We start from the raw sequence: 18,362 nt of genomic DNA on the forward strand, positions 1-18,362 counted from the left end.
CCACGTAACTCCCTGAAGTTGTCGCGAGCGTCGCACGGCGCCCGAAAGGTGGCGAGGGGCCGAAGCCCCTCACCTGGCCGTCACAGCGCGGGTTCGCGCTTGTGCCAGTCGGTGGCGCGCTGGAAGGCGTCGCCGGCCTGAAGCACGCGCGCCTCGGCAAAGGGCCGGGCCGAGAGCTGAAGGCCGATGGGCAGGCCATTGCTGTCGAAGCCGCAGGGCACGCTCAATGTCGGCAGGCCGAGATAGTTGAACGGCCGGGTGTTGGCCGACACGCCCATGAAGCGGTCCCAGTTGGCCGGCTCCACATCGATGTCCGTCTCGGCAAGCGTCGGCACCTTGGTACGCAGGGTGGGCGTCGCAACCAGATGGTACGGCGTCAGCGCCCGCTCGCAGAAGGCCCGCAGAAGGGGCCCGCGGCGCGACAGCGCCTCGATGTAGAAGGTCGCCGGCAGGGAATACCCGCCGAACAGGCGCGCATTCAGGTGCACCGCATAGTCCTGCGGGTATTCGCGCATCCAGTTGGCGTGAATGGCCGCACCCTCAGAACGCGAGACCAGCGCCGTGTAGGTGCCGATCGCCGCCATCTCGGGCACCGAGATGCGGGTGACGCTGGCGCCGAGCCCCTTCAGCACATCCAGCGCGGCCTCAAAGGCCTTCAGCACCTCGGCATCAATGCCGTCCAGGAACCAGTCCTCGACCACCGCGATCTTGAGCCCGGCGACACTGCCGGTCAGCGCGGCCTCATAATCGGGCACCGGTTCCTTCGCGCTGGTGGGGTCCTTCGGGCAGGCGCCGGCCGTGACCTTGAGGAAACGCGCCGCATCGCGCGCGGTGCGTACCAGCGGGCCGACATTGTCCGCCGAGAAGGACAGCGGCATCACGCCGGTTCGGGGCACGCGGGTCTGCGTGCCCTTGAGGCCCGTCACGCCGCAGATGGTGGCAGGCAGGCGGATCGAACCGCCCGTGTCCGAGCCGAGTGCCGCAAAGGCGAAGCGCGCCGCGACCGCCGCGCCAGAACCCGAGGACGAGCCGCCCGTGCAGTAGGGCAGGCTCCAGGGGTTATGGCAGTGGCCGAAATGCGCGTTGTGGCCGGTCGGGTTCTGCGCGAACTCCGCCATGTTCAGCGTGCCCATGTCCACGGCGCCGGCATCGTCCAGGCGGTTCAGCACGGTGGCGGTCACGCCGGGCACGAAGTCCTTGCGGATCTTGCTGCCGCAGGTGCTGACCTTGCCCGCGCGATAATACATGTCCTTGTGCATCATCGGCACGCCGGCGAGCGGGCCGAGCACCTTGCCGGCGGCACGCGCCTGGTCGACGGCGCGGGCGGCGGCTTTCGCCTCCTCCGCATCCAGCCGGATCACGGCGTTCACCTGACCATCATGGGCCGCGATACGCGCCAGGCAGGCGTCGACCAGCACCTCGGAAGTCACCTCGCCGCGTGCCACGGCATCGGCGGCCTCGGTCATGGAGAGGGAGGTGAGGGCGCTCATGCCTCCTTCTCCCTGCAGTCACGGAGCGCGGCTTCGAAGCTGCTGGGCTCGTCCTCGAACACCATGGTGCCGCGCAGCGCCGCCATAGCGTCGATCAGCCCCTGCATCTCACCGAGGCCATGACGTGCCGTGGCATTGGGCAGTTGCACGCCCTGCCAGCGCGCGATCTGCTCCATGGTGGGTGGCACCAGTGCCGGTTCTTCCATCGTTATCTCCTGCTTGCAGGCCCGGGGCACGAGATGCGACGCTGCCTGCCAGGGAGTTCATCAAGCAAATGCGGGGCCACAGGCTTCGCTCAACAACGGGGTCCACCCCGGGAGGATGTCCACGCGCATGAAGATCGTCGAAGTGAAGGCCTATCCGACCAGTTTCCCCCTGCCGAAGGGCGGGCCGAAACTGGGTATCGGTCAGGCGGTGAAACGCGATGCCGTCATGGTGAAGATCACCACGGAGGACGGCATCAGCGGCTGGGGAGAGGCCCATCACGGCCGCGCCCACACCGCCGTGGCGCGATTGATCGAAACCACGTTGCGGCAGTTGCTGCTGGGCCAGGACGCGCTGGATACGACCGGCCTGTGGGCGCGGATGTACAAGTATCACTGGCGTCGCACGGCATGGGTGCGGGCGCGTCGCTGGCGATGAGCGGCATCGACATGGCGTTGTGGGACATCCGGGGCAAAGCCGCCGGCTGGCCGCTCTACCGGCTGTTGGGCGGGGGGCGGCGGCCCATTCCTGCCTACGCGGGCGGCGTGGCGCTCGGCTACCAGGAGCCCGCGGCGCTGCTCGATGAGATGGCACCGCATCTGGCCGCCGGCTACCGCGCGGTGAAGCTGCGGGTGGGCGACACGGTGGCGGCCGACATCGCCCGCATGGAGGCGACCCGGAAGGCACATCCCGACGTCGAAATCCTGACCGACGCCAATATCGGCTATACGATCGAGGATGTTCGCCGGGTGATGCCGGCCATGGACGCGCTGGGGATCGGTTGGCTGGAGGAGCCCTTCCCGGCCTATGACCATCACCTCTACCGCCAGGCCGCCGGCTATGGCCGCACGCCCCTGGCCGCCGGCGAGAACCACTTCACACGCTATGAGTTCAACCGCGTGCTGGAGGATGGGGTAATCCGCATCTGGCAGGGTGACCTGTCGAAATCGGGCGGCATCACGGAATGCCTGCGCATCGCCGCCATGGGCAGCGCCTTCAAGATTCCCTTCCACCCCCATTCATCGATGACCGGGGTAAACCAGGCGGCGTCGATCCACCTGCTCGCGGCCATCGACAATGGGGGCTACTTCGAGGCGGACATCAGCACCGCCAACAAGTTCCGCGACGAGATGTGCAGCACGCCCTGGGCCATCCGCCCCGATGGCACGGTGCTGCCGAACGAGGCGCCGGGGATCGGCGTCGAGGTTGACGAGGATTGGCTGCGGGCACATCCCGCCATCGAGGGTCCAGGCTATGTCTAAACGACTGCTTCCCCTGCTGGCGGCGCTGCTGCTGGCCGCGCCCGCCTTCGCGCAGGCGCCTTTCCGTGCAGAGCGAGAGGTCAGGCTGCTTTGCGGCTTCGCCCCTGGCGGCACATGCGACATCCTGTCGCGGCTGCTGGCGGATCAGCTGACACCCGTGGTCGGGCAGCGCGTGGTGGTGGAGAACCGCACAGGCGCCACCGGCACCATCGCGGCCGAAGTCGTGGCCCGCGGCAATCCGGACGGGCACCTTGTCATTCTCGTGCCCATGAACCTGCCATCCGTCATGCCGGTGACGCCCGGGGTGCGCATCCCCTTCGATGTCGATCGGGACATCACGCCCATCGCCAGCATCGCCAACGTCTACAACATGCTCGTGGTGGGTCCGAACTCCTCGATGCGCAGCGTGCAGGACGTGCTCACGGCCGCGCGCGCCAGCGGCGCCCGGCTCAGCTATGCCAGCACCGGCAACGGCAGCTCCCAGCACCTGGCGGGCGCGATGTTCGCCCGCGCGGCGGGTGCGGAGATGCTGCATGTGCCCTTCCGGGGCGGCGCGCCGGCCATTGTCGAGATCGCCGCCGGGCGCGTGGACATGATGTTCGGCAACATGCCCGAGTTCCTGGGCCAGATCCGGGACGGCGGCCTGCGGCCCCTGGCATACGGCGCCTCACGCGCCAGCCCTCTGATGCCGGATCTGCCCCTGATTTCGGCCACGATCCCCGGCTTCGAGGTGCGGAGCTGGTTCGGCGTCTTCGGCCCCGGCCACATGTCCGAGCAGGCGTTGCTGGGTTGGGAGAATGCCCTGCGGCAGGTCAGCGAGAACCCGGAATTCAGGCGCCGGATGGCGGAGAACGCCATGGAGATCATCTTCGACGGCCCTGCGGGGTTCCGCCGGATGATCCAGGAGGACCGCGCGCGTTGGGCCGAGGTCATCCGCGCCGCGAACATCCGGGCCGATTGAAGCCCATCAAGTTGTATCGCATCCTGCACCAGACAACAGGAGGTTGTGGGATGCGCGTACTTCTTCTGGTTCCGGCCATGCTGGCCCTGGCCGTGCCCGCCATGGCCGAAAGCACGCGCCCAGCCCGCCAACCCAGCGAGGCGCAGGCCGCCCAGCAGCAACGCATGCGCCAGTGCAACACGGATGCCCGCGCGAACAACCTGAGCGGCGACGCCCGCAAGGAGTTCATGCGCCGCTGCCTGGCAGGCCAAGGCGCCGTGGCGCCGTCGAGCACCAACTAAGCGCCGCCCTGAAACCCCTCTGCCCGAGCATGAGGCAGAGGCGCGGCGAAGGCTGCCAATTCTCCGGAATCATGCATTGCCCGACCATGCCGCGGCTTGGTTGCATAAGCGGGTAGATTCCGGAGTGTAGACAGTATGCAAAAGAAATTCGGCGCGGCTTTGGCGCTGCTGGGAGCATTGCTGGCCACCAACCCCGTCCAGGCGCAACAGCGCGTGCTGCGCATCGGCATGACCGCGGCTGACATCCCGACCACGACCGGCATGCCGACCCAGGGTTATGAGGGCATGCGCTTCCTCGGCTACCCGATCTTCGAGCCGCTGGTGGACTGGAACCTGACCGACGCGTCACAGCCCGCCGGGCTCCGGCCGGGGCTGGCCGAAAGCTGGGCCCAGGCACCCGACAACCCGCGCGCCTGGCGCTTCACCCTCCGCCAGGGCGTGACCTTCCATGACGGCACTCCCTTCACCGCGGATGCGGTGATCTGGAACCTCGACCGCTTCTTCCGCAATGACTCGCCGCAGTTCGAGGCCGGCGCCGCCGCCATCGCGCGCGGCCGTGTCGCGGGTGTGGACAGCTACCGCAAGATCGATGACCGCACCGTCGAGATCACGACGGCCCGCCCCGTTTCCTACTTCCCCTATCTCGCGACGCTGATCCTGTTCGCCTCCCCGCAGAGCTGGGAAGCGGCGGGCCGGGATTGGGGCCGCGTGGCCGCGACCGGCGCGGCCGGCACCGGCCCCTTCCGCATCACCCGCTTCGTGCCCCGCCAGTCTGTCGAGCTGTCGCGCAATGACAGCTACTGGAACCCGGAACGCCGCGCGAAGGTGGACAGCGTCCAGCTGCTGCCGATGCCCGAAGCCAACACCCGCCTAGCCGCGCTGCGCTCCAACCAGGTGGACTGGATCGAGGTGCCGCCGCCGGATGCCATCCAGTCCCTGCGCTCGGCCGGCTTCCAGATCACGACCGGCAGCTATCCGCATGTCTGGCCCTGGGTCTTCGCCGCCGGCCGCCCGAACAGCCCGGTGGCCGATGTGCGGGTTCGCCAGGCGCTGAACTACTGCTTCGACCGCGAGGGCATGGTCCAGCTGCTGAATGGCACCGCCGAACCTTCGGTCGGCTTCTTCAAGCCGAACGACCCGAATTTCGGCAGCCCGCAGAACCGCTATCGCCTGGACGCCGCACGCGGCCGCGCCCTGCTGAATGAGGCCGGGTACAACGCCCAGCGCCCGCTCACGCTGCGCGTCGGCATCTCCAACAGCGGCTCAGGGCAGATGCTGCCCCTGCCGATGAACGAGTATCTGCAGCAGCAGCTGCAGGAGAACTGCGGCGTGCGCGTGAACTTCGAGGTGGTGGAGTGGAACACCCTGCTGGGCGGCCTGCGCGCCGAGCCGACGCAGCCCGCCTGGTTGAACGCCGATGCGCTGAACATCAGCCTCGTCTCCTCGGATGCGGCGCAGATGGGCCGCTGGTTCTATTCGCAGAACTTCACGCCGCGCGGGTCCAATGCGGGCCACTGGCGCGACGCGGCCTTCGACACGGCCTTCGGTGAGCTCGAGACCGCCACGGACCCCGCGCGCATCGCCACCCTGATGCGCACGCTGAATGAGCGGCTGGTCGATGACGCGCCCTGGATGTGGATCGTGCACGACCTGAATCCGCGCGCGATGCACCGCCGGGTGCGCGGCTTCGTCAGCCCGCAAAGCTGGTTCGTCGATCTGACGACCGTCTCGATCCAGTAACCCGCTTGAAGGGGGAGGGCAGCGCCCTCCCCTTTTTTCTTTTCGCCACCAAGAACCCCGGAGAGGGCCATGATGAACGTGACCAGGAAACATCTGCGCGGCATGGCGCTGGCCGGGCTGGCCGCGCTGGGGCTGGGCAGCACCGCCGAAGCCCAGCAGCCGCGCACCCTGCGCATCGCCATGACCGCCTCCGACGTGCCGACCACGACCGGCATGCCGAATAACGGGTTCGAGGGGATGCGCTTCCTCGGCTACCCCATCTTCGAGGCGCTGACGCTGTGGGACTTGTCAGATCCCTCCAAGCCCGCCGGCCTGCGCCCCGGGCTGGCTGAAAGCTGGGAGCAGGACAGCACCAATCCCCGCGTGTGGCGCTTCACCCTGCGCCAGGGCGTCACCTTCCACGACGGCACGCCGTTCACGGCCGATTCCGTGATCTGGAACCTGGACCGGTACTTCCGCAACGACTCGCCGCAGTTCGAGGCCGGCGGCAGCGGCATCACCCGCGCCCGCGTCACGATCCTTGAGAGCTACCGCAAGATCGACGACCGCACGATCGAGATGACCACGGTCCGTCCCGCCAGCTACTTCCCCTACATGGTCGTGTTCATCCTGTTCACGTCGCCGCAGAGCTTCGAGGCCGCGGGGCGTGACTGGGCGCGCGTGGCGACCAACGGCGCGGCCGGCACCGGTCCCTTCCGCATCACCCGTTTCGTGCCCCGCCAGTCGGTGGAGCTGTCGCGAAACGACAATTACTGGGACACCGCGCGCCGCGCCCGCTTGGACCGCATCGTGCTGCTGCCTATCCCAGAGGCGAACACGCGCCTTGCCGCCCTGCGGTCGGGTCAGGTCGACTGGATCGAGGTGCCGCCTCCCGACGCCATCCAGCCGCTTCGCGCGGCTGGCTTTCAGATCACGACCGGCAGCTATCCGCATGTCTGGCCCTGGTTCTTCCAGATGGGCGGCAACAACACGCCCTTCCGCGACGTGCGGGTGCGCCAGGCGCTGAACTACTGCATCGACCGAGACGGGCTGGTGCAGTTGCTGGCCGGCACGGCGGAGCCCTCGGTCGGCTGGCTCAAGCCCAATGACCCGAATTTCGGCAACCCGCAGAACCGCTATCGCTTCGACCCTGCGCGCGGCCGCGCCCTGCTGGCCGAAGCCGGCTTCAACGCCCAGCGCCCGCTGAGCTTCCGGGTGATGATCAGCCCCTCCGGCTCCGGCCAGATGCTGCCGCTGCCGATGAACGAATACCTGCAGCAGAACCTGCGCGAGGCGTGCGGCGTGAATGTCGAGTTCGAAGTGACGGACTGGTCCAACCTGCTCACGGCCACCCGGACCTCCGCCGACGGCGCGGCCGTGCGCAACGTGCAGTCGCTGAACCCGTCGAGCCCGTCCTCCGACCCCTCGGTGATGGCGCGCTACTTCCTCAATGCCTCGCGCCCGCCGAACGGCTTCAACTGGCCGAACTGGCAGGATGAGGCGTTCGAGGCGGCCTTCGCTAGGCTGGAAGCGGCGCGCACCCCGGCCGAGGCCAACGCGGCCTATGCAGAGGCCCATGCGCGCCTCGTCGACAATCCGCCCTGGCTCTACATCGTGCACGACCTGAACCCGCGCGCGATGAGCCGCCGGGTGCGCGGCTTCACCTCCGTCCAGTCCTGGTTCCAGGACCTGGTGCCCGTGGACATCCAGTAGAAGCAGGACAAGGATGCGCGGGTCGTCACGCCCTGCACGGGGCCAAAGGGGGGATTCCCGATGATCGTTGACCTGCGCATCTACACCTGCAAGCCGAACAAGGTGCCTGTCTTCCTCAAGATCTATGAGGAAAAGGCCTGGCCGCTGCAGCTGCAGTATCTGGAAAACTGCCTGGGCTGGTACATGACGGTGGAGGGTGAGCTGAACACCATCGTTCACCAGTGGGGCTATACTGACCAGGGCGACCGTGAGCGCCGCCGCAACGCCATGGCGGCCGACCCGAAGTGGGGTGAGTTCGCGAAGGCCGTGGCCGAGGCGGACGTGCTGGTGAAGATGGAAAACCGCATCCTGCGCCGCACGCCGTTCTTCGACGCCTATCTCGCCAAGAAGGGCTGAGCGCCCGGGGGAAGGGGCAAGCCCCCTTCCCTACCGCTTCAGCACGCAATCCATTTCGATCAGCGCGCCGCGCACCAGCGCTGTCACGCCCACGCAGGTCCGCACCGGGCGGCATTCCACCGGGATGATGCGACCATAGACCGCGTTCATGGCGTCGTAGTCACGCTCGAACGCCGTCAGGAAGACGCGCATCGACACCAGGTTGGCCCAACCCAGATCCAACGCCTCCAGCACGCGCGCCATGTTGCGCAGCGTGGCTTCGGTCTGCGCCTCGATGCCCTCGGGGAAGGGGCTGTCGGGCGCATCGAGATCACGCGGGAACTGGCCGGTCAGATAGACGAAACCATCGGTCTCGGTCGCATGCGGGGAAGGCGATGCGCTGGGCGGAAAGCCTGGGATGACGTGGCGGATGATGGGCACTGTCAGCTCCGGTCGCGGCTGTCATCAAGGCGGGCACCGTCCAGCAGACGGCGTCGCTGTTCCTCCGCCTCGCGGTCAGCCTGCTTTTCGGCTGCGGTGCGGCCGAAGGCCAAGCGGTTGGCGGCGGCGTCGCGCTCGGCCTGCTGCTTCGCCCGCGCCTTGCGCGCCTTGTTGAGGTTGAAAATCTCGGCCACGGGTCCAGCATAGGCAGGAATGAGGGAGGCCACCATGCCGGACATCACGCTTACCGCCGCCGACGGCCATCAGCTGAACGCCTATGCCGCCGGCCCTGCTGACGCGAAGCGCGCGCTGGTCGTCGTGCAGGAAATCTTCGGGGTCAACAGCCACATCCGCAACGTCGCCGACCGCTTCGCCGCCCAGGGCTACGCGGTCATCGCCCCTGCCCTGTTCGACCGCAAGGAGCGCGGCGTGTCCCTGGGCTATACGCCCGAGGATGTGGTGCGCGGGCGTGACCTGCGCGCGGGCATCGACGCGGGCAAGACGCTGCTCGATGTCCTGGCCGCCGCGGCGGCCCTGCCTGCGGGCGTGAAGCGCGGCATCATCGGCTATTGCTGGGGCGGCACCGTCGCCTGGCATGGCGCAACCCGCAGCGCGGCCTTCTCGGCGGCTGTGGGCTGGTATGGCGGGGGCGTCGTGGCCGCGAAGGACGAGACGGCGGGCTGCCCCGTCCAGCTGCATTTCGGCGAGAAGGACAGCTCCATCCCGCTATCGGATGTCGAGGCGATCCGCGCTGCCCAGCCCGGCGTGGACATCCATGTCTATCAGGGCGCCCAGCACGGGTTCGGCTGTGACGAGCGCGGCAGCTACTCGGCGCCCGACTATGAGCTCGCCCAGCGCCGGAGCCTGGAATTCCTGGCCCGGCAGCTGGGCTGACGCATCACTGCGCCGGGCGCGTGGCCTCCGCCAGGAAGGCCATCAGGTTGTTGATCTGCTCGGGGTTTCGCAGCCCCGCGAAGGTCATGGAACCCTGCGGCACCACGGCCTTGGGGTTGGCCACATAGGCGCGCAGCGTGGCGTCATCCCAGGTCAGGCCCGCTGCCGCGCGTTCCTGCATGTTGGCCGAATACCGGAAGCCTTCGCGCTGGCCGGCCCGGCGGCCCATGATGCCGTACAGGTTGGGGCCGACGCCGTTGCGGGCGGAATTGTCGATCAGGTGGCAGGCCCGGCACTGGGCAAACACCCGGCGGCCGGCCTCGACATCCCCTGCCTCCTGAGCCTGGGCCGCGCTGGCTGCCATGATCGCCAGGAGGGACATGGTGACGATGCGCATCGTATTCTCCGTGTCAGTCGAACGTCAGGCCCGCTTGGCCTCAATGACGTCCCAGATGTTGCGTTCGAGTTGGATGCCGTCGAAGCGCGCCAATTCTTGCAGACCGGTGGGCGACGTGACGTTGATTTCGGTCAGGTAGCCACCGATCACGTCGATACCGACGAAGATCAGCCCACGGTCACGCAGCTCGGGACCGATGCGCGCGCAGATCTCGCGCTCCCGGTCCGTCAGCTCCGTCTTCTCCGGGCGGCCGCCCACATGCATGTTGCTGCGCGCCTCACCGGCCGCGGGCACGCGGTTGATCGCACCCAGCACCTCGCCGTTGATCAGGATGACGCGCTTGTCGCCCTGACGGACGGCGGGAAGATACTGCTGCACCATCACGGGTTCGCGCGACTTCTCGGTGAACATCTCCATCAGCGCGCCGAGGTTCGGGTCCTCCGGGCGAAGGTGGAACACGCCGGCACCGCCATTGCCGAACAGCGGCTTGACGATGATATCGCCGTGCTTGGCGCGGAACTTGCCGATCTCGGCCATATTGGTCGTGATCAGCGTCTCGGGCATCAGTTCCGGGAAGTGGGTGACGAACAGCTTCTCGGGTGCATTGCGTACCTGGGCAGGGTCATTCACCACCAGGGTCTTGGGGTGGATGTGCTCCAGGATATGGGTGGCCGTGATGTAGGCCATGTCGAAGGGCGGGTCCTGGCGCATCAGCACCACGTCCACATCCTGGCCGAGGTCCAGTTCCACCGGCTCGCCGAAAGTGAAGTGGTTGCCCTTCTCGCGGCGCAGTTCCACCGGATGCGCCCAGGCCACCACGCGGCCTGCACGCAGCGACAGGTGACGGACATGATAGTGCCACAGCTTGTGGCCGCGCTTCTGGGCCTCCAGCATCATGGCGAAGGTGCTGTCGCCGTCGATGTTGATGCTTTCGATCGGGTCCATCTGGACCGCAACGCGCAAGGACATGGGTGGATCCCCTGGAATGCGTGACGGCAAATACCGCTCGGTCACATGCTTGCCAGGGTGCAGGGGCTTCGGGAAGGCCCCCCTTAGTTCAGGCGGTTCCTGAGCTCATCGATCAACCCGCGCAGCCGGCGATCCTCGGGCGCCAGGCGCAGGGCGCGTTCCAGCGCCGTCAGCGCCGCGCCGATGCGCTCCAGCCGCTGGTTCATCAGCCCGACCTCACGCCACAGTCCGGGATGATCGGGGGAGATGCGCAGCATGTCCTCGGCACAGTCGAGCGCCGCTGCCACGTCACCCACCCGCAGGCGCCGCAGCTTGATGTTGTTCTGAAGGCGCAGCAGCACGGCACGGCGCGTCATCGCCGTCAGCATGTTGGGCTTCAGCTCGGCCTTCTCGCCTTCCAGACGCTTGATCAGCGCGCGCAGATCCGGTGCCTCCAGCCGCGCGCCCCCATGGAACACATCGACCAGGACGGGATTTTCCTCGCCGCGAAGGGCCACCAGGAAATGGCCCGGGAAGTCGACGCCATAGGCTTCCCAGCCGGCGGCCTCCGCCGCGTGCAGCCACAGAACGCCCAGCGCGACAGGCAGGCCGCGAGAACGCTCCAGCACACGGATCAGATTGGCATTGGCCAGATCGTCATAGCTCTCGGCATCGCCTTCCAGGCCGAAATAGCCATGCAGCACCTGCGCCAGGACCTGGCGCCGCGCCTCGGCATCGCCCGCATCGGCCTCGGCGGTCGCCTGGGCCACCACTTCACGCGCAATGGCCGAGAGCATGCTGCTCGCGGCAGCCCAGTCGGCCTCGGGCGCGTCGATCCTGGCAAGCTGCAGAGCCGCGGCGCCGATGTCGATCTCGGCGTCAGGAAGCTTGCCGATGGCGTCGAGCGCGAGGCGGGCCTCGGCAATGGCTGTACTGGTCATTGCCGTCACATCAGACCTTGGGGCGCCGCTGGCAAGCCCCCTTCGCTTCAGCCCTGCTTGGCGACCATGACGCCGAGCGGGCGGCCACCCAGCACATGCACGTGGAAATGCGGCACTTCCTGGCCGGAATCCATGCCCATGTTGCAGATGATGCGATAGCCGGTCGCCTCAAGCGGCTTTGCCACCTCGGCCACCGCGCGCCAAAGCCCCGCCACCTCCTCCGCACTCGCCTGGGTGCTGAAGTCGCTGGCGGAGACGTAGCTGCCCTTGGGAATGATCAGGATATGCGTCGGCGCCTGGGGTGCGATGTCGTGGAACGCCAGCGCATGTTCGGTTTCGAGCACCTTGCGGCACGGAATCTCGCCCTTGAGGATACGGGCGAAGATGTTGGTGGTGTCGTAGGGCGGCAGGCCATTGACGGGCATCAGAACTCTCCGGTGCTCAGGGCAGCTTCTTGGTATTGGCCAGCTTGACCAGCGCCTTCGGCCGCGCGGCCTTCTCGGCGATGCCGGAGATGCCCTCGCGGCGGTGAAGCTCGGTCCAGACCTCGCCCGGATTGATGCCGGCATCCACCCAGACCACCAGCAGGTGGTAGAGCACGTCCGCGCTTTCGGCGACGGTCGCCGCGCGATTACCGGCCACGGCCTCGATCACGCACTCCACCGCTTCCTCACCCAGCTTCTGCGCAACCTTCGCGGTGCCGCGCGCCAGCAGACGGGCGGAATGGGAGTTCTCGACATCGCCCGAGGCACGGCGCTGCTCGATCACAGTCCAGAGGCGGTCCAGCACCTCGGCCGTGGCGCCGGCGGCGCTCGGCTCGAAGCTGGCCAGCGGCGCGGCCTCGGCACGGCTCACGCGCTTCGGGGCCTTGGCCTTCGGAGCCTCGATGCCGGTGGGCAGCGGCAGCGCAGCCTTCTTCTTTGCCGGCTTCGCGGCCTTGGCGGCCTTTGCCTTCGGCTTGCTGGGTTTGGCCATCTACGCCGCCTTCTCTTCAGGTCGCACAGGCCAACCGGCGACGGCCAGCGCCGCCTTGGCCTGAGCAATACGATACACGCCGTCGTGGAAAACGCTCGCGGCCAACAGGCCGGTGGCCCCCGCCTCCGCGCCTTCCACGAAATGTTCGAGGGAACCCACGCCACCGCTCGCCACCAGCGGCAGGCGCACGCGCTGCCGGATCCGGCGCAGCAGCTCCAGGTCGAAGCCCCTCTTGGTCCCGTCGCGGTCCATGGAGGTCACGAGCAGTTCACCGGCGCCGAGTTCGGCCATGCGCTCGGCCCAGCCGACCGCATCGATACCGGTGGCCTTGCGCCCACCATGGGTGAAGATTTCCCAGCGCCCAGGCGTGACCTGCTTCGCGTCGATGGCCACCACGATGCACTGGCTGCCGAAGGCCTCGGCAGCGCGGCGCACCAGTTCGGGCTCCGCGACAGCGGCCGAGTTGATGCTGGCCTTGTCTGCGCCGGCCAGCAGCAGCCGCCGCACGTCGTCCACGCTACGCACGCCGCCACCCACCGTCAGGGGAATGAACAGGCTCGCCGCCGTGCGGGAGACGACATCAAGCATCGTGTCGCGGTTCTCGTGCGTCGCGCCAATGTCCAGGAAGGTGACCTCATCGGCCCCCTGCGCGCCATAGGCAGTCGCCTGCTCCACCGGATCTCCGGCATCGCGAAGATCCACGAAGTTCACGCCTTTGACGACGCGGCCTTCCTTCACATCCAGGCAGGGAATGATGCGGAGCGTGAGCAATTACGGACCATTTCACGATTTGTCGGCATGACGCCGACGGACCAGACCATAACGCCGGATGCGCTGCAAATGACCTCTGGTCAAGGGCATATGACACCCGCGTTATGATATCCGCTCACCAGGATTTCCTAGACGCTTCGCGCCGTTTCCGGCAGGACGGAAGCCATGGAACCGGCCGAGTCGGAGACCATCCTCCTGCAGCCCAACCCTTTCGCCGCGCCGGCACCCTGTGCGGTGCATTGGCGGCGTTCGGCGCGGGCGCGGCGGGTCTCGCTGAAAATAGATCCGCGCGAGGCCGCTGTGGTCGTCACCCTGCCGCAGCGCGCGGCCCGTCGAATGGGCATGGCCCTGCTGCATCAGCATGCGGGATGGGTTCTTCAGCGGCTCGCGGCGCTGACCCCGGTTCAGAAGCTGGAGCCCGGTGCCAGCCTGCCGATAGGCGACGTTCAGCATGAGATCGTGCACGCACCCGATCGCCGCGCGGGCGTCGCGATCGAGGATGGCAGGATCGTCGTCAGCGGCGGCCTCGAATTCCTGCCGCGCCGCATTCTGGACTTCCTGCGAGAGGAAGCCGCCCGCCGGGTCCGCTCGCAGGCCCCTATCCATGCCGCAGCGCTCGGCGTTCGCCCCCGCGCATTGCGGGTGAAGGATACGAGCAGCCGTTGGGGTAGCTGCGCGCCGGACGGCACGCTTGCGTTTTCCTGGCGCCTCGTCATGGCACCTGACTGGGTGCTGGACTACGTCGTCGCCCATGAGATCGCCCATCTGAGGGAGCTGAATCACTCCCCGCGCTTCTGGGCCCATGTCGAAAGCCTGACACCGCATCGCCGCGCGGCCGAGGCCTGGCTCAAGCGCCACGGCCCGGCATTGCTTCGAGTGGGCTAGACGGCCGCCATCATGCCGGCCGGCATCGGCTGGGTATTGTCCAGCACGGCGCGCACGCCAGGCACGTTCATCGCCAGCACCTGCAGACCGCGACGGACACCGTCATGCTGGGTGAAACCCTCGAAGCGCACGACCCCGTCTTCGACCTGCACGGTGGTGTAGACACCGTTGGCCCACGGTTCGCGCTTCATCGCGATCAGAACGGCCTCACGCAGCTCCGCATCCGGCACTTCCTGGGGAACCGTCACGGGCCCGACGAGCGCACGCAGCAGATCGGCACGGGAAACGAGGCCCAGCAGGCGGCCGCCTTCCACCACCAGAACGCGGCGGATGTGCTTTTCCTCCATCACATGGGCGATCTCGTCGGCAGTCGCCTCCGGCCCGACGGAGATCGCGCCTTCGGTCATCACGTCACGGGCGGTCACGCCATGGGTGCGCGCGTACCGCTCGGCGCGGGCCACGGGGTCGGTGAACAGGCTGCGGAAGAAGCCCATCGGCGCATCCTTGAGCCCCGCCAGACGGGCGATCAAATCCGCCTCCGTCACCACGCCCAGCACCTGCCCGGCCTTGTCGAGGACCGGGGCCGCCGAGATGCCTCGGCCCGACAACAGCCGGGCGATGGCATCGACGCTCATTTCAGGGCTGATGGCGATGACGCTGCGCGTCATCAACTCCGCAGCCTTCGGCATGACGCTCATGGGAACCTCCTTCGGATCTGGGGGCACCATGGCCTGCACCGCAGAACACCGCCTTGATCCGCATCAAGCGACGGAAAGGGCTTTCAAGCCCGGCTCCGCTTGCCTAAACTTTTCTCAAGATTGGTGCCTGTCGCACCGGAGGAAACAAGATGACCAAGACTTTCGCCGCGCCTCGTCGGGCCTTGCTGGGTGCCGGGCTGAGCCTGCCGCTGATCGGGCGCGCCCAGGCGCAGGCCCAGCAGTTCTCCATCGCCACGGGCACCACGGGCGGCGTGTACTATCCGCTCGGCGGGGCGCTCGCGAACTACATCACCCGGGCAATCCCGGGTTCCGCCGCCACGGCGGAGGTGACCGCGGGCTCCACCGCCAATTTCCAGCTGCTGGGCGCCAACCGCGCGCAGATCGTCTTTGGGCAGGTCGATGCAGCGGTCGATTCCATCCGAGGCGCCGGTCAGTTCCGCGGCCGTGTGGTGCCGACCCGCGCCATTGCGGTGCTCTACACCAACCGCATGCAGATCGTGACCACTGCCGACCGCAACATCCATTCCATGGCGGATCTCAAGGGCAAGCGCATTTCCACGGGCGCACCGCAATCAGCGACCGAGCTGTTTGCCGCCCGCGTCATCGAGGCCGCCGGCCTCGACCTCGCCCGTGATTTCCGTGGCCGCGAGCGCCTCTCGCCGGCTGAGAGCACGGCCGCGATCCGCGACGGCAAGATCGACGCGTATTTCTTCGTCTCCGGCGTGCCGACCAGCGCCATCACCGACCTGGCGGCGACGCCCGGCACTCAGCTTGTCCTGATCGACCACGCCGATCTGGCGGCGAAGATCGTGGAGAAGAACGGTCCGGTCTATTTCGCCGAGGAGATCGCCGCCGGCACCTATCCGGGGCAGACGACGCCCAACAAGCAGCTCTCGGTGGCCAACATCCTCGCGGTGCGCGAGGACATGCCTGCCGATACCGTCCGCAAGCTGCTGGAGATCACCTGGCAGAACCGTGAGGACTGGGCACGCGTCCATTCCGCGGCCCGCGACTTCACCCTGGCGGTTCAGAAGAGCGCCGCTGCCGGCGTGCCCTGGCACCCGGCCGCCGAGGCCTTCTGGCGCGCGCAGGGCGCCACGCTCTGACCTAGGGCGAGGGGGACTGGCCTCAGTCCTCCTCTTCCTCGGGGACCGGCGCGACCGGCAGAAGCCGCGTTTCCTTCACCGAGGACAGCGCCACGTCCACCGCCAGCCGCTCAAGACCCGGCAGGCTACGCAGCTCCGCCGTGACGAATGCCTCGAGCCCGGCCATATCGGCGAAACGCAGCTTCAGCAGGTACGACCAGTTGCCGGTCATGTGGTGACACTCGAGCACCGCCTCGTGGTCCTGCATCGAGGCGCGAAACGCTGCCTCGCCGCTTCCCGGCTTCAGCGCCAGCCGCACGAAGGCCAACAGAGGGCAGCCGACCTGCACCGGGTCCAGCGCTGCATGCCAACCGATGATGACGCCCCGCTCCTCCAGGCGCTTTTGGCGCTCTGCCGTCGCGGAGACGGACAGACCCGCGATCTTCGCCAACTCGGCGAGGCCCGCGGCACCGTCATTCTGCACCGCAATGGCAATCTTTCGGTCAATCTCGTCCATGGCCGGACAGTATCCCGCCTTTCAGCTCGTGAAAAGGAATTCCTCGCCCGCAGAGGAAACGGTGGGGCCGGCGGCTGCACGTTGATCGCGCGCCACCGGCCCCCGGGACCCACCGTGACCTGGCACAGCCCGTGGCCAGGGGCAGGCCGCCAGGCGGCTCCACCCCCACCAATCCAGGCACGCCCCAGCCAAGCCGGGGCGGCGCACAAGGCCCGATGGGTTATCGGATAACGGGGCGCGCCCGCGCGCCCCGGATGCTCAGATGTAGTGCTCTTCCAGCGGCGTGAAGCCGTTGAACTTCTGGCTGGCGTAGGTCGTGACATAGGCGCCGGTCGAGAGGATCTCGATGCGGTCGCCATCCGTCAGCGCCATGGGAAGCCGGTAGTTCGACTTCTCATAGAGCGTGTCCACGCTGTCGCAGGTCGGGCCGGCGATCGTCACCGGGCCGTCGGCCGTGCCGTCATGGGGCGTGCGCAGGGTATAGCGGATCGCCTCGCCCTCGGTCTCGGCAAGGCCACCGAAGCGGCCGATGTCGAGATAGACCCAACGCACGGGATCAGCCTCACCCTTGCGGGAGACGAGGACGACCTCAGTGCAGACCGTGCCGGCGTCGGCCACCAGGAAGCGACCAGGCTCGATCACGATCTCCGGAAGGTCGTTGCCGAAATGCTGGGCGAAGGCGCCCATCACCGCGGCCCCGATCTCCTCGATCTCGGGCACTTCGGACTTGTAGCGGACCGGGTAGCCGCCACCGAGGTTCACCATCCGCAACTTCACGCCCGCGGCCGCGAGGTCGGTAAAGACCATCGCCACCTTGGCGATCGCCGAGCGATACGGCGCGGAAGAGGTCTGCTGGCTGCCGACATGGAAAGAGATGCCGTAGGCATCCAGCCCCAGCTCACCCGCCAGCACCATCAGCCGCTTCGCCATATCGGCCTCGCAGCCGAACTTCTTGGACAGCGGCCACTCGGCGCCCTCGTTCTCCACGAAGATGCGGCAGTAGACGCGGCTGCCCGGGGCGGCGCGCGCGATCTTGCGCAGCTCCGGCTCACTGTCGAAGGCGAACATGCGCACGCCGGCCGCATAGGCGGCGGCGATGTCACGCTCCTTCTTGATGGTGTTGCCGTAGCTGACGTGCTCGGCCGCGGCACCGGCGGCGATGCACATCTGCACCTCCTGCCAGGAGGCGGCGTCGAAGAAGGAGCCGAGGCCGGTCAGGCGCTCCAGGATCGGGGCAGCCGGGTTCGCCTTCACCGCGTAATAGATACGGGCGTTCGGCAGCGCGGCCTGCAGGCGCTGGAAGTTCTGCTCCACCCGGTCCACGTCCATGACGAGGCACGGCGTCGCAGGCGACGTCTCAGCGAGATAGCGAGCGACCTTCTGGGTCATCGCGCACTCCCAATTCCATGCGGAACCAGCCGGTGTTTGTCCGGGAGGCCCAAGTTGACGAACGGTCGAACGAACCAGCGACCAAGAGAGAACCGCCCGGTTTCCCGGACGGGGTTGCCAGAACGCTTGACGTCGTTGCGTAAACCTTGCGCCGCGGTGGCGGGCCGTATTGCGGGCCGCGCTCCGTGGGCCTGGGGCCAGAGGCACGTGCGTACTGCGTCTTCAGGGCGTGCAGATAGGCAAGGCGGTCCCGGCAGGCAAGAGGGAATTGGGTGGCGGCCGAATTTTTTTCGCCCGAAGCTCAATCCGCGCCGAAATCTGCTTGAAACCTTCCGATGCTTCGAACGGAAAGCCTGAAACATAACAGAGCGCCAGGATGGATTCCGGTACCCGGG

At 67.6% G+C, this 18,362-nt stretch carries 23 protein-coding genes; 10 read left to right on the forward strand and 13 right to left on the reverse strand.

The annotated features are described in order from the left end of the window. Positions 1–80: 80 nt before the first annotated feature. Positions 81–1,490, reverse strand: a complete 1,410-nt coding sequence (locus tag EOD42_RS03425) for an amidase (protein ID WP_127785902.1) — start codon at positions 1,488–1,490, stop codon at positions 81–83. Next, a complete protein-coding gene (locus tag EOD42_RS03430; RefSeq protein WP_127785904.1) occupies positions 1,487–1,696 on the reverse strand; it encodes a hypothetical protein in 210 nt (69 codons plus the stop codon). The genes EOD42_RS03425 and EOD42_RS03430 overlap by 4 nt, the downstream gene beginning before the upstream one ends. Before the next feature lie 127 nt (positions 1,697–1,823). On the opposite strand from EOD42_RS03430, the gene EOD42_RS26280 reads away from it, so the two are divergent. From EOD42_RS26280 to EOD42_RS03460, 7 genes are all read left to right on the forward strand, one after another. Beyond that, a complete protein-coding gene (locus EOD42_RS26280; protein ID WP_276318122.1) occupies positions 1,824–2,132 on the forward strand; it encodes an enolase-like domain-containing protein in 309 nt (102 codons plus the stop codon). Further along, entirely contained in the window at positions 2,105–2,956 is an 852-nt protein-coding gene (locus EOD42_RS26285) for a mandelate racemase/muconate lactonizing enzyme family protein (RefSeq protein ID WP_276318123.1), read from the forward strand. The genes EOD42_RS26280 and EOD42_RS26285 overlap by 28 nt, the downstream gene beginning before the upstream one ends. Then, positions 2,949–3,917 (forward strand): Bug family tripartite tricarboxylate transporter substrate binding protein, encoded by a 969-nt coding sequence (locus EOD42_RS03440; RefSeq protein ID WP_164867759.1) that lies wholly within the window; start codon positions 2,949–2,951, stop codon positions 3,915–3,917. The genes EOD42_RS26285 and EOD42_RS03440 overlap by 8 nt, the downstream gene beginning before the upstream one ends. Before the next feature lie 50 nt (positions 3,918–3,967). After that, positions 3,968–4,198 (forward strand): PsiF family protein, encoded by a 231-nt coding sequence (locus tag EOD42_RS03445; RefSeq protein ID WP_127785907.1) that lies wholly within the window; start codon positions 3,968–3,970, stop codon positions 4,196–4,198. Positions 4,199–4,333: 135 nt separating this feature from the next. Continuing rightward, entirely contained in the window at positions 4,334–5,938 is a 1,605-nt protein-coding gene (locus tag EOD42_RS03450; protein ID WP_127785909.1) for an ABC transporter substrate-binding protein, read from the forward strand. Between the two features lie 69 nt (positions 5,939–6,007). After that, positions 6,008–7,630, forward strand: coding sequence for an ABC transporter substrate-binding protein (locus EOD42_RS03455; RefSeq protein ID WP_206020225.1), 1,623 nt, complete (start codon positions 6,008–6,010; stop codon positions 7,628–7,630). 60 nt (positions 7,631–7,690) lie between these two features. After that, positions 7,691–8,026, forward strand: a complete 336-nt coding sequence (locus EOD42_RS03460) for an NIPSNAP family protein (RefSeq protein ID WP_127785911.1) — start codon at positions 7,691–7,693, stop codon at positions 8,024–8,026. Between the two features lie 30 nt (positions 8,027–8,056). On the opposite strand, the gene EOD42_RS03465 is transcribed toward EOD42_RS03460, so the two are convergent. Both EOD42_RS03465 and EOD42_RS03470 read right to left on the reverse strand, forming a co-directional pair. After that, positions 8,057–8,446 (reverse strand): RidA family protein, encoded by a 390-nt coding sequence (locus tag EOD42_RS03465; RefSeq protein WP_206020226.1) that lies wholly within the window; start codon positions 8,444–8,446, stop codon positions 8,057–8,059. 2 nt (positions 8,447–8,448) lie between these two features. Next, positions 8,449–8,640 carry a DUF4169 family protein gene (locus tag EOD42_RS03470; RefSeq protein WP_127785915.1) on the reverse strand — a complete coding sequence of 64 codons (192 nt, stop codon included), beginning with the start codon at positions 8,638–8,640 and terminating at the stop codon, positions 8,449–8,451. Positions 8,641–8,674: 34 nt separating this feature from the next. On the opposite strand from EOD42_RS03470, the gene EOD42_RS03475 reads away from it, so the two are divergent. Continuing rightward, positions 8,675–9,340: a dienelactone hydrolase family protein gene (locus tag EOD42_RS03475; RefSeq protein WP_127785917.1), complete on the forward strand. Its 666-nt coding sequence runs from the start codon at positions 8,675–8,677 to the stop codon at positions 9,338–9,340. A gap of 4 nt (positions 9,341–9,344) precedes the next feature. On the opposite strand, the gene EOD42_RS03480 is transcribed toward EOD42_RS03475, so the two are convergent. From EOD42_RS03480 to hisF, 6 genes are all read right to left on the reverse strand, one after another. Continuing rightward, a complete protein-coding gene (locus tag EOD42_RS03480) occupies positions 9,345–9,737 on the reverse strand; it encodes a c-type cytochrome (RefSeq protein ID WP_127785919.1) in 393 nt (130 codons plus the stop codon). Positions 9,738–9,761: 24 nt separating this feature from the next. After that, a complete protein-coding gene (gene gshB, locus EOD42_RS03485; RefSeq protein ID WP_127785921.1) occupies positions 9,762–10,706 on the reverse strand; it encodes a glutathione synthase in 945 nt (314 codons plus the stop codon). Positions 10,707–10,789: 83 nt separating this feature from the next. After that, complete coding sequence (locus EOD42_RS03490) at positions 10,790–11,626, reverse strand: SirB1 family protein (RefSeq protein WP_127785923.1); 837 nt, start codon at positions 11,624–11,626, stop codon at positions 10,790–10,792. 47 nt (positions 11,627–11,673) lie between these two features. Next, positions 11,674–12,051, reverse strand: a complete 378-nt coding sequence (locus tag EOD42_RS03495) for a histidine triad nucleotide-binding protein (protein ID WP_127785925.1) — start codon at positions 12,049–12,051, stop codon at positions 11,674–11,676. A gap of 16 nt (positions 12,052–12,067) precedes the next feature. Continuing rightward, entirely contained in the window at positions 12,068–12,601 is a 534-nt protein-coding gene (locus EOD42_RS03500; RefSeq protein ID WP_127785927.1) for a phosphoribosyl-ATP diphosphatase, read from the reverse strand. Continuing rightward, on the reverse strand, positions 12,602–13,372 hold the full coding sequence (hisF, locus tag EOD42_RS03505; RefSeq protein WP_127785929.1) for an imidazole glycerol phosphate synthase subunit HisF: 771 nt from the start codon (positions 13,370–13,372) through the stop codon (positions 12,602–12,604). 165 nt (positions 13,373–13,537) lie between these two features. On the opposite strand from hisF, the gene EOD42_RS03510 reads away from it, so the two are divergent. Further along, positions 13,538–14,257 (forward strand): M48 family metallopeptidase, encoded by a 720-nt coding sequence (locus EOD42_RS03510; RefSeq protein ID WP_127785931.1) that lies wholly within the window; start codon positions 13,538–13,540, stop codon positions 14,255–14,257. Here EOD42_RS03510 and EOD42_RS03515 read toward each other — a convergent pair. Continuing rightward, positions 14,254–14,955, reverse strand: coding sequence for a CBS domain-containing protein (locus tag EOD42_RS03515; RefSeq protein ID WP_240654849.1), 702 nt, complete (start codon positions 14,953–14,955; stop codon positions 14,254–14,256). The two genes, EOD42_RS03510 and EOD42_RS03515, sit on opposite strands and share 4 nt — an antisense overlap. Positions 14,956–15,104: 149 nt before the next feature. Here EOD42_RS03515 and EOD42_RS03520 point away from each other — a divergent pair, with 149 nt between their 5' ends. After that, positions 15,105–16,082 (forward strand): TAXI family TRAP transporter solute-binding subunit, encoded by a 978-nt coding sequence (locus EOD42_RS03520; RefSeq protein WP_127785935.1) that lies wholly within the window; start codon positions 15,105–15,107, stop codon positions 16,080–16,082. A gap of 22 nt (positions 16,083–16,104) precedes the next feature. Here the strand turns inward: EOD42_RS03520 and EOD42_RS03525 are convergent, their stop codons facing one another. Further along, positions 16,105–16,578 (reverse strand): Lrp/AsnC family transcriptional regulator, encoded by a 474-nt coding sequence (locus EOD42_RS03525; protein ID WP_127785937.1) that lies wholly within the window; start codon positions 16,576–16,578, stop codon positions 16,105–16,107. Between the two features lie 258 nt (positions 16,579–16,836). After that, the gene (locus EOD42_RS03530) at positions 16,837–17,967 is read right to left on the reverse strand and encodes a type III PLP-dependent enzyme (protein ID WP_127785939.1); all 1,131 of its coding nucleotides are present in this window, start codon (positions 17,965–17,967) and stop codon (positions 16,837–16,839) included. Positions 17,968–18,362 lie beyond the last annotated feature (395 nt).

It is taken from the genome of Rhodovarius crocodyli, assembly GCF_004005855.1.
Classification (GTDB): Bacteria; Pseudomonadota; Alphaproteobacteria; order Acetobacterales; family Acetobacteraceae; genus Rhodovarius; species Rhodovarius crocodyli.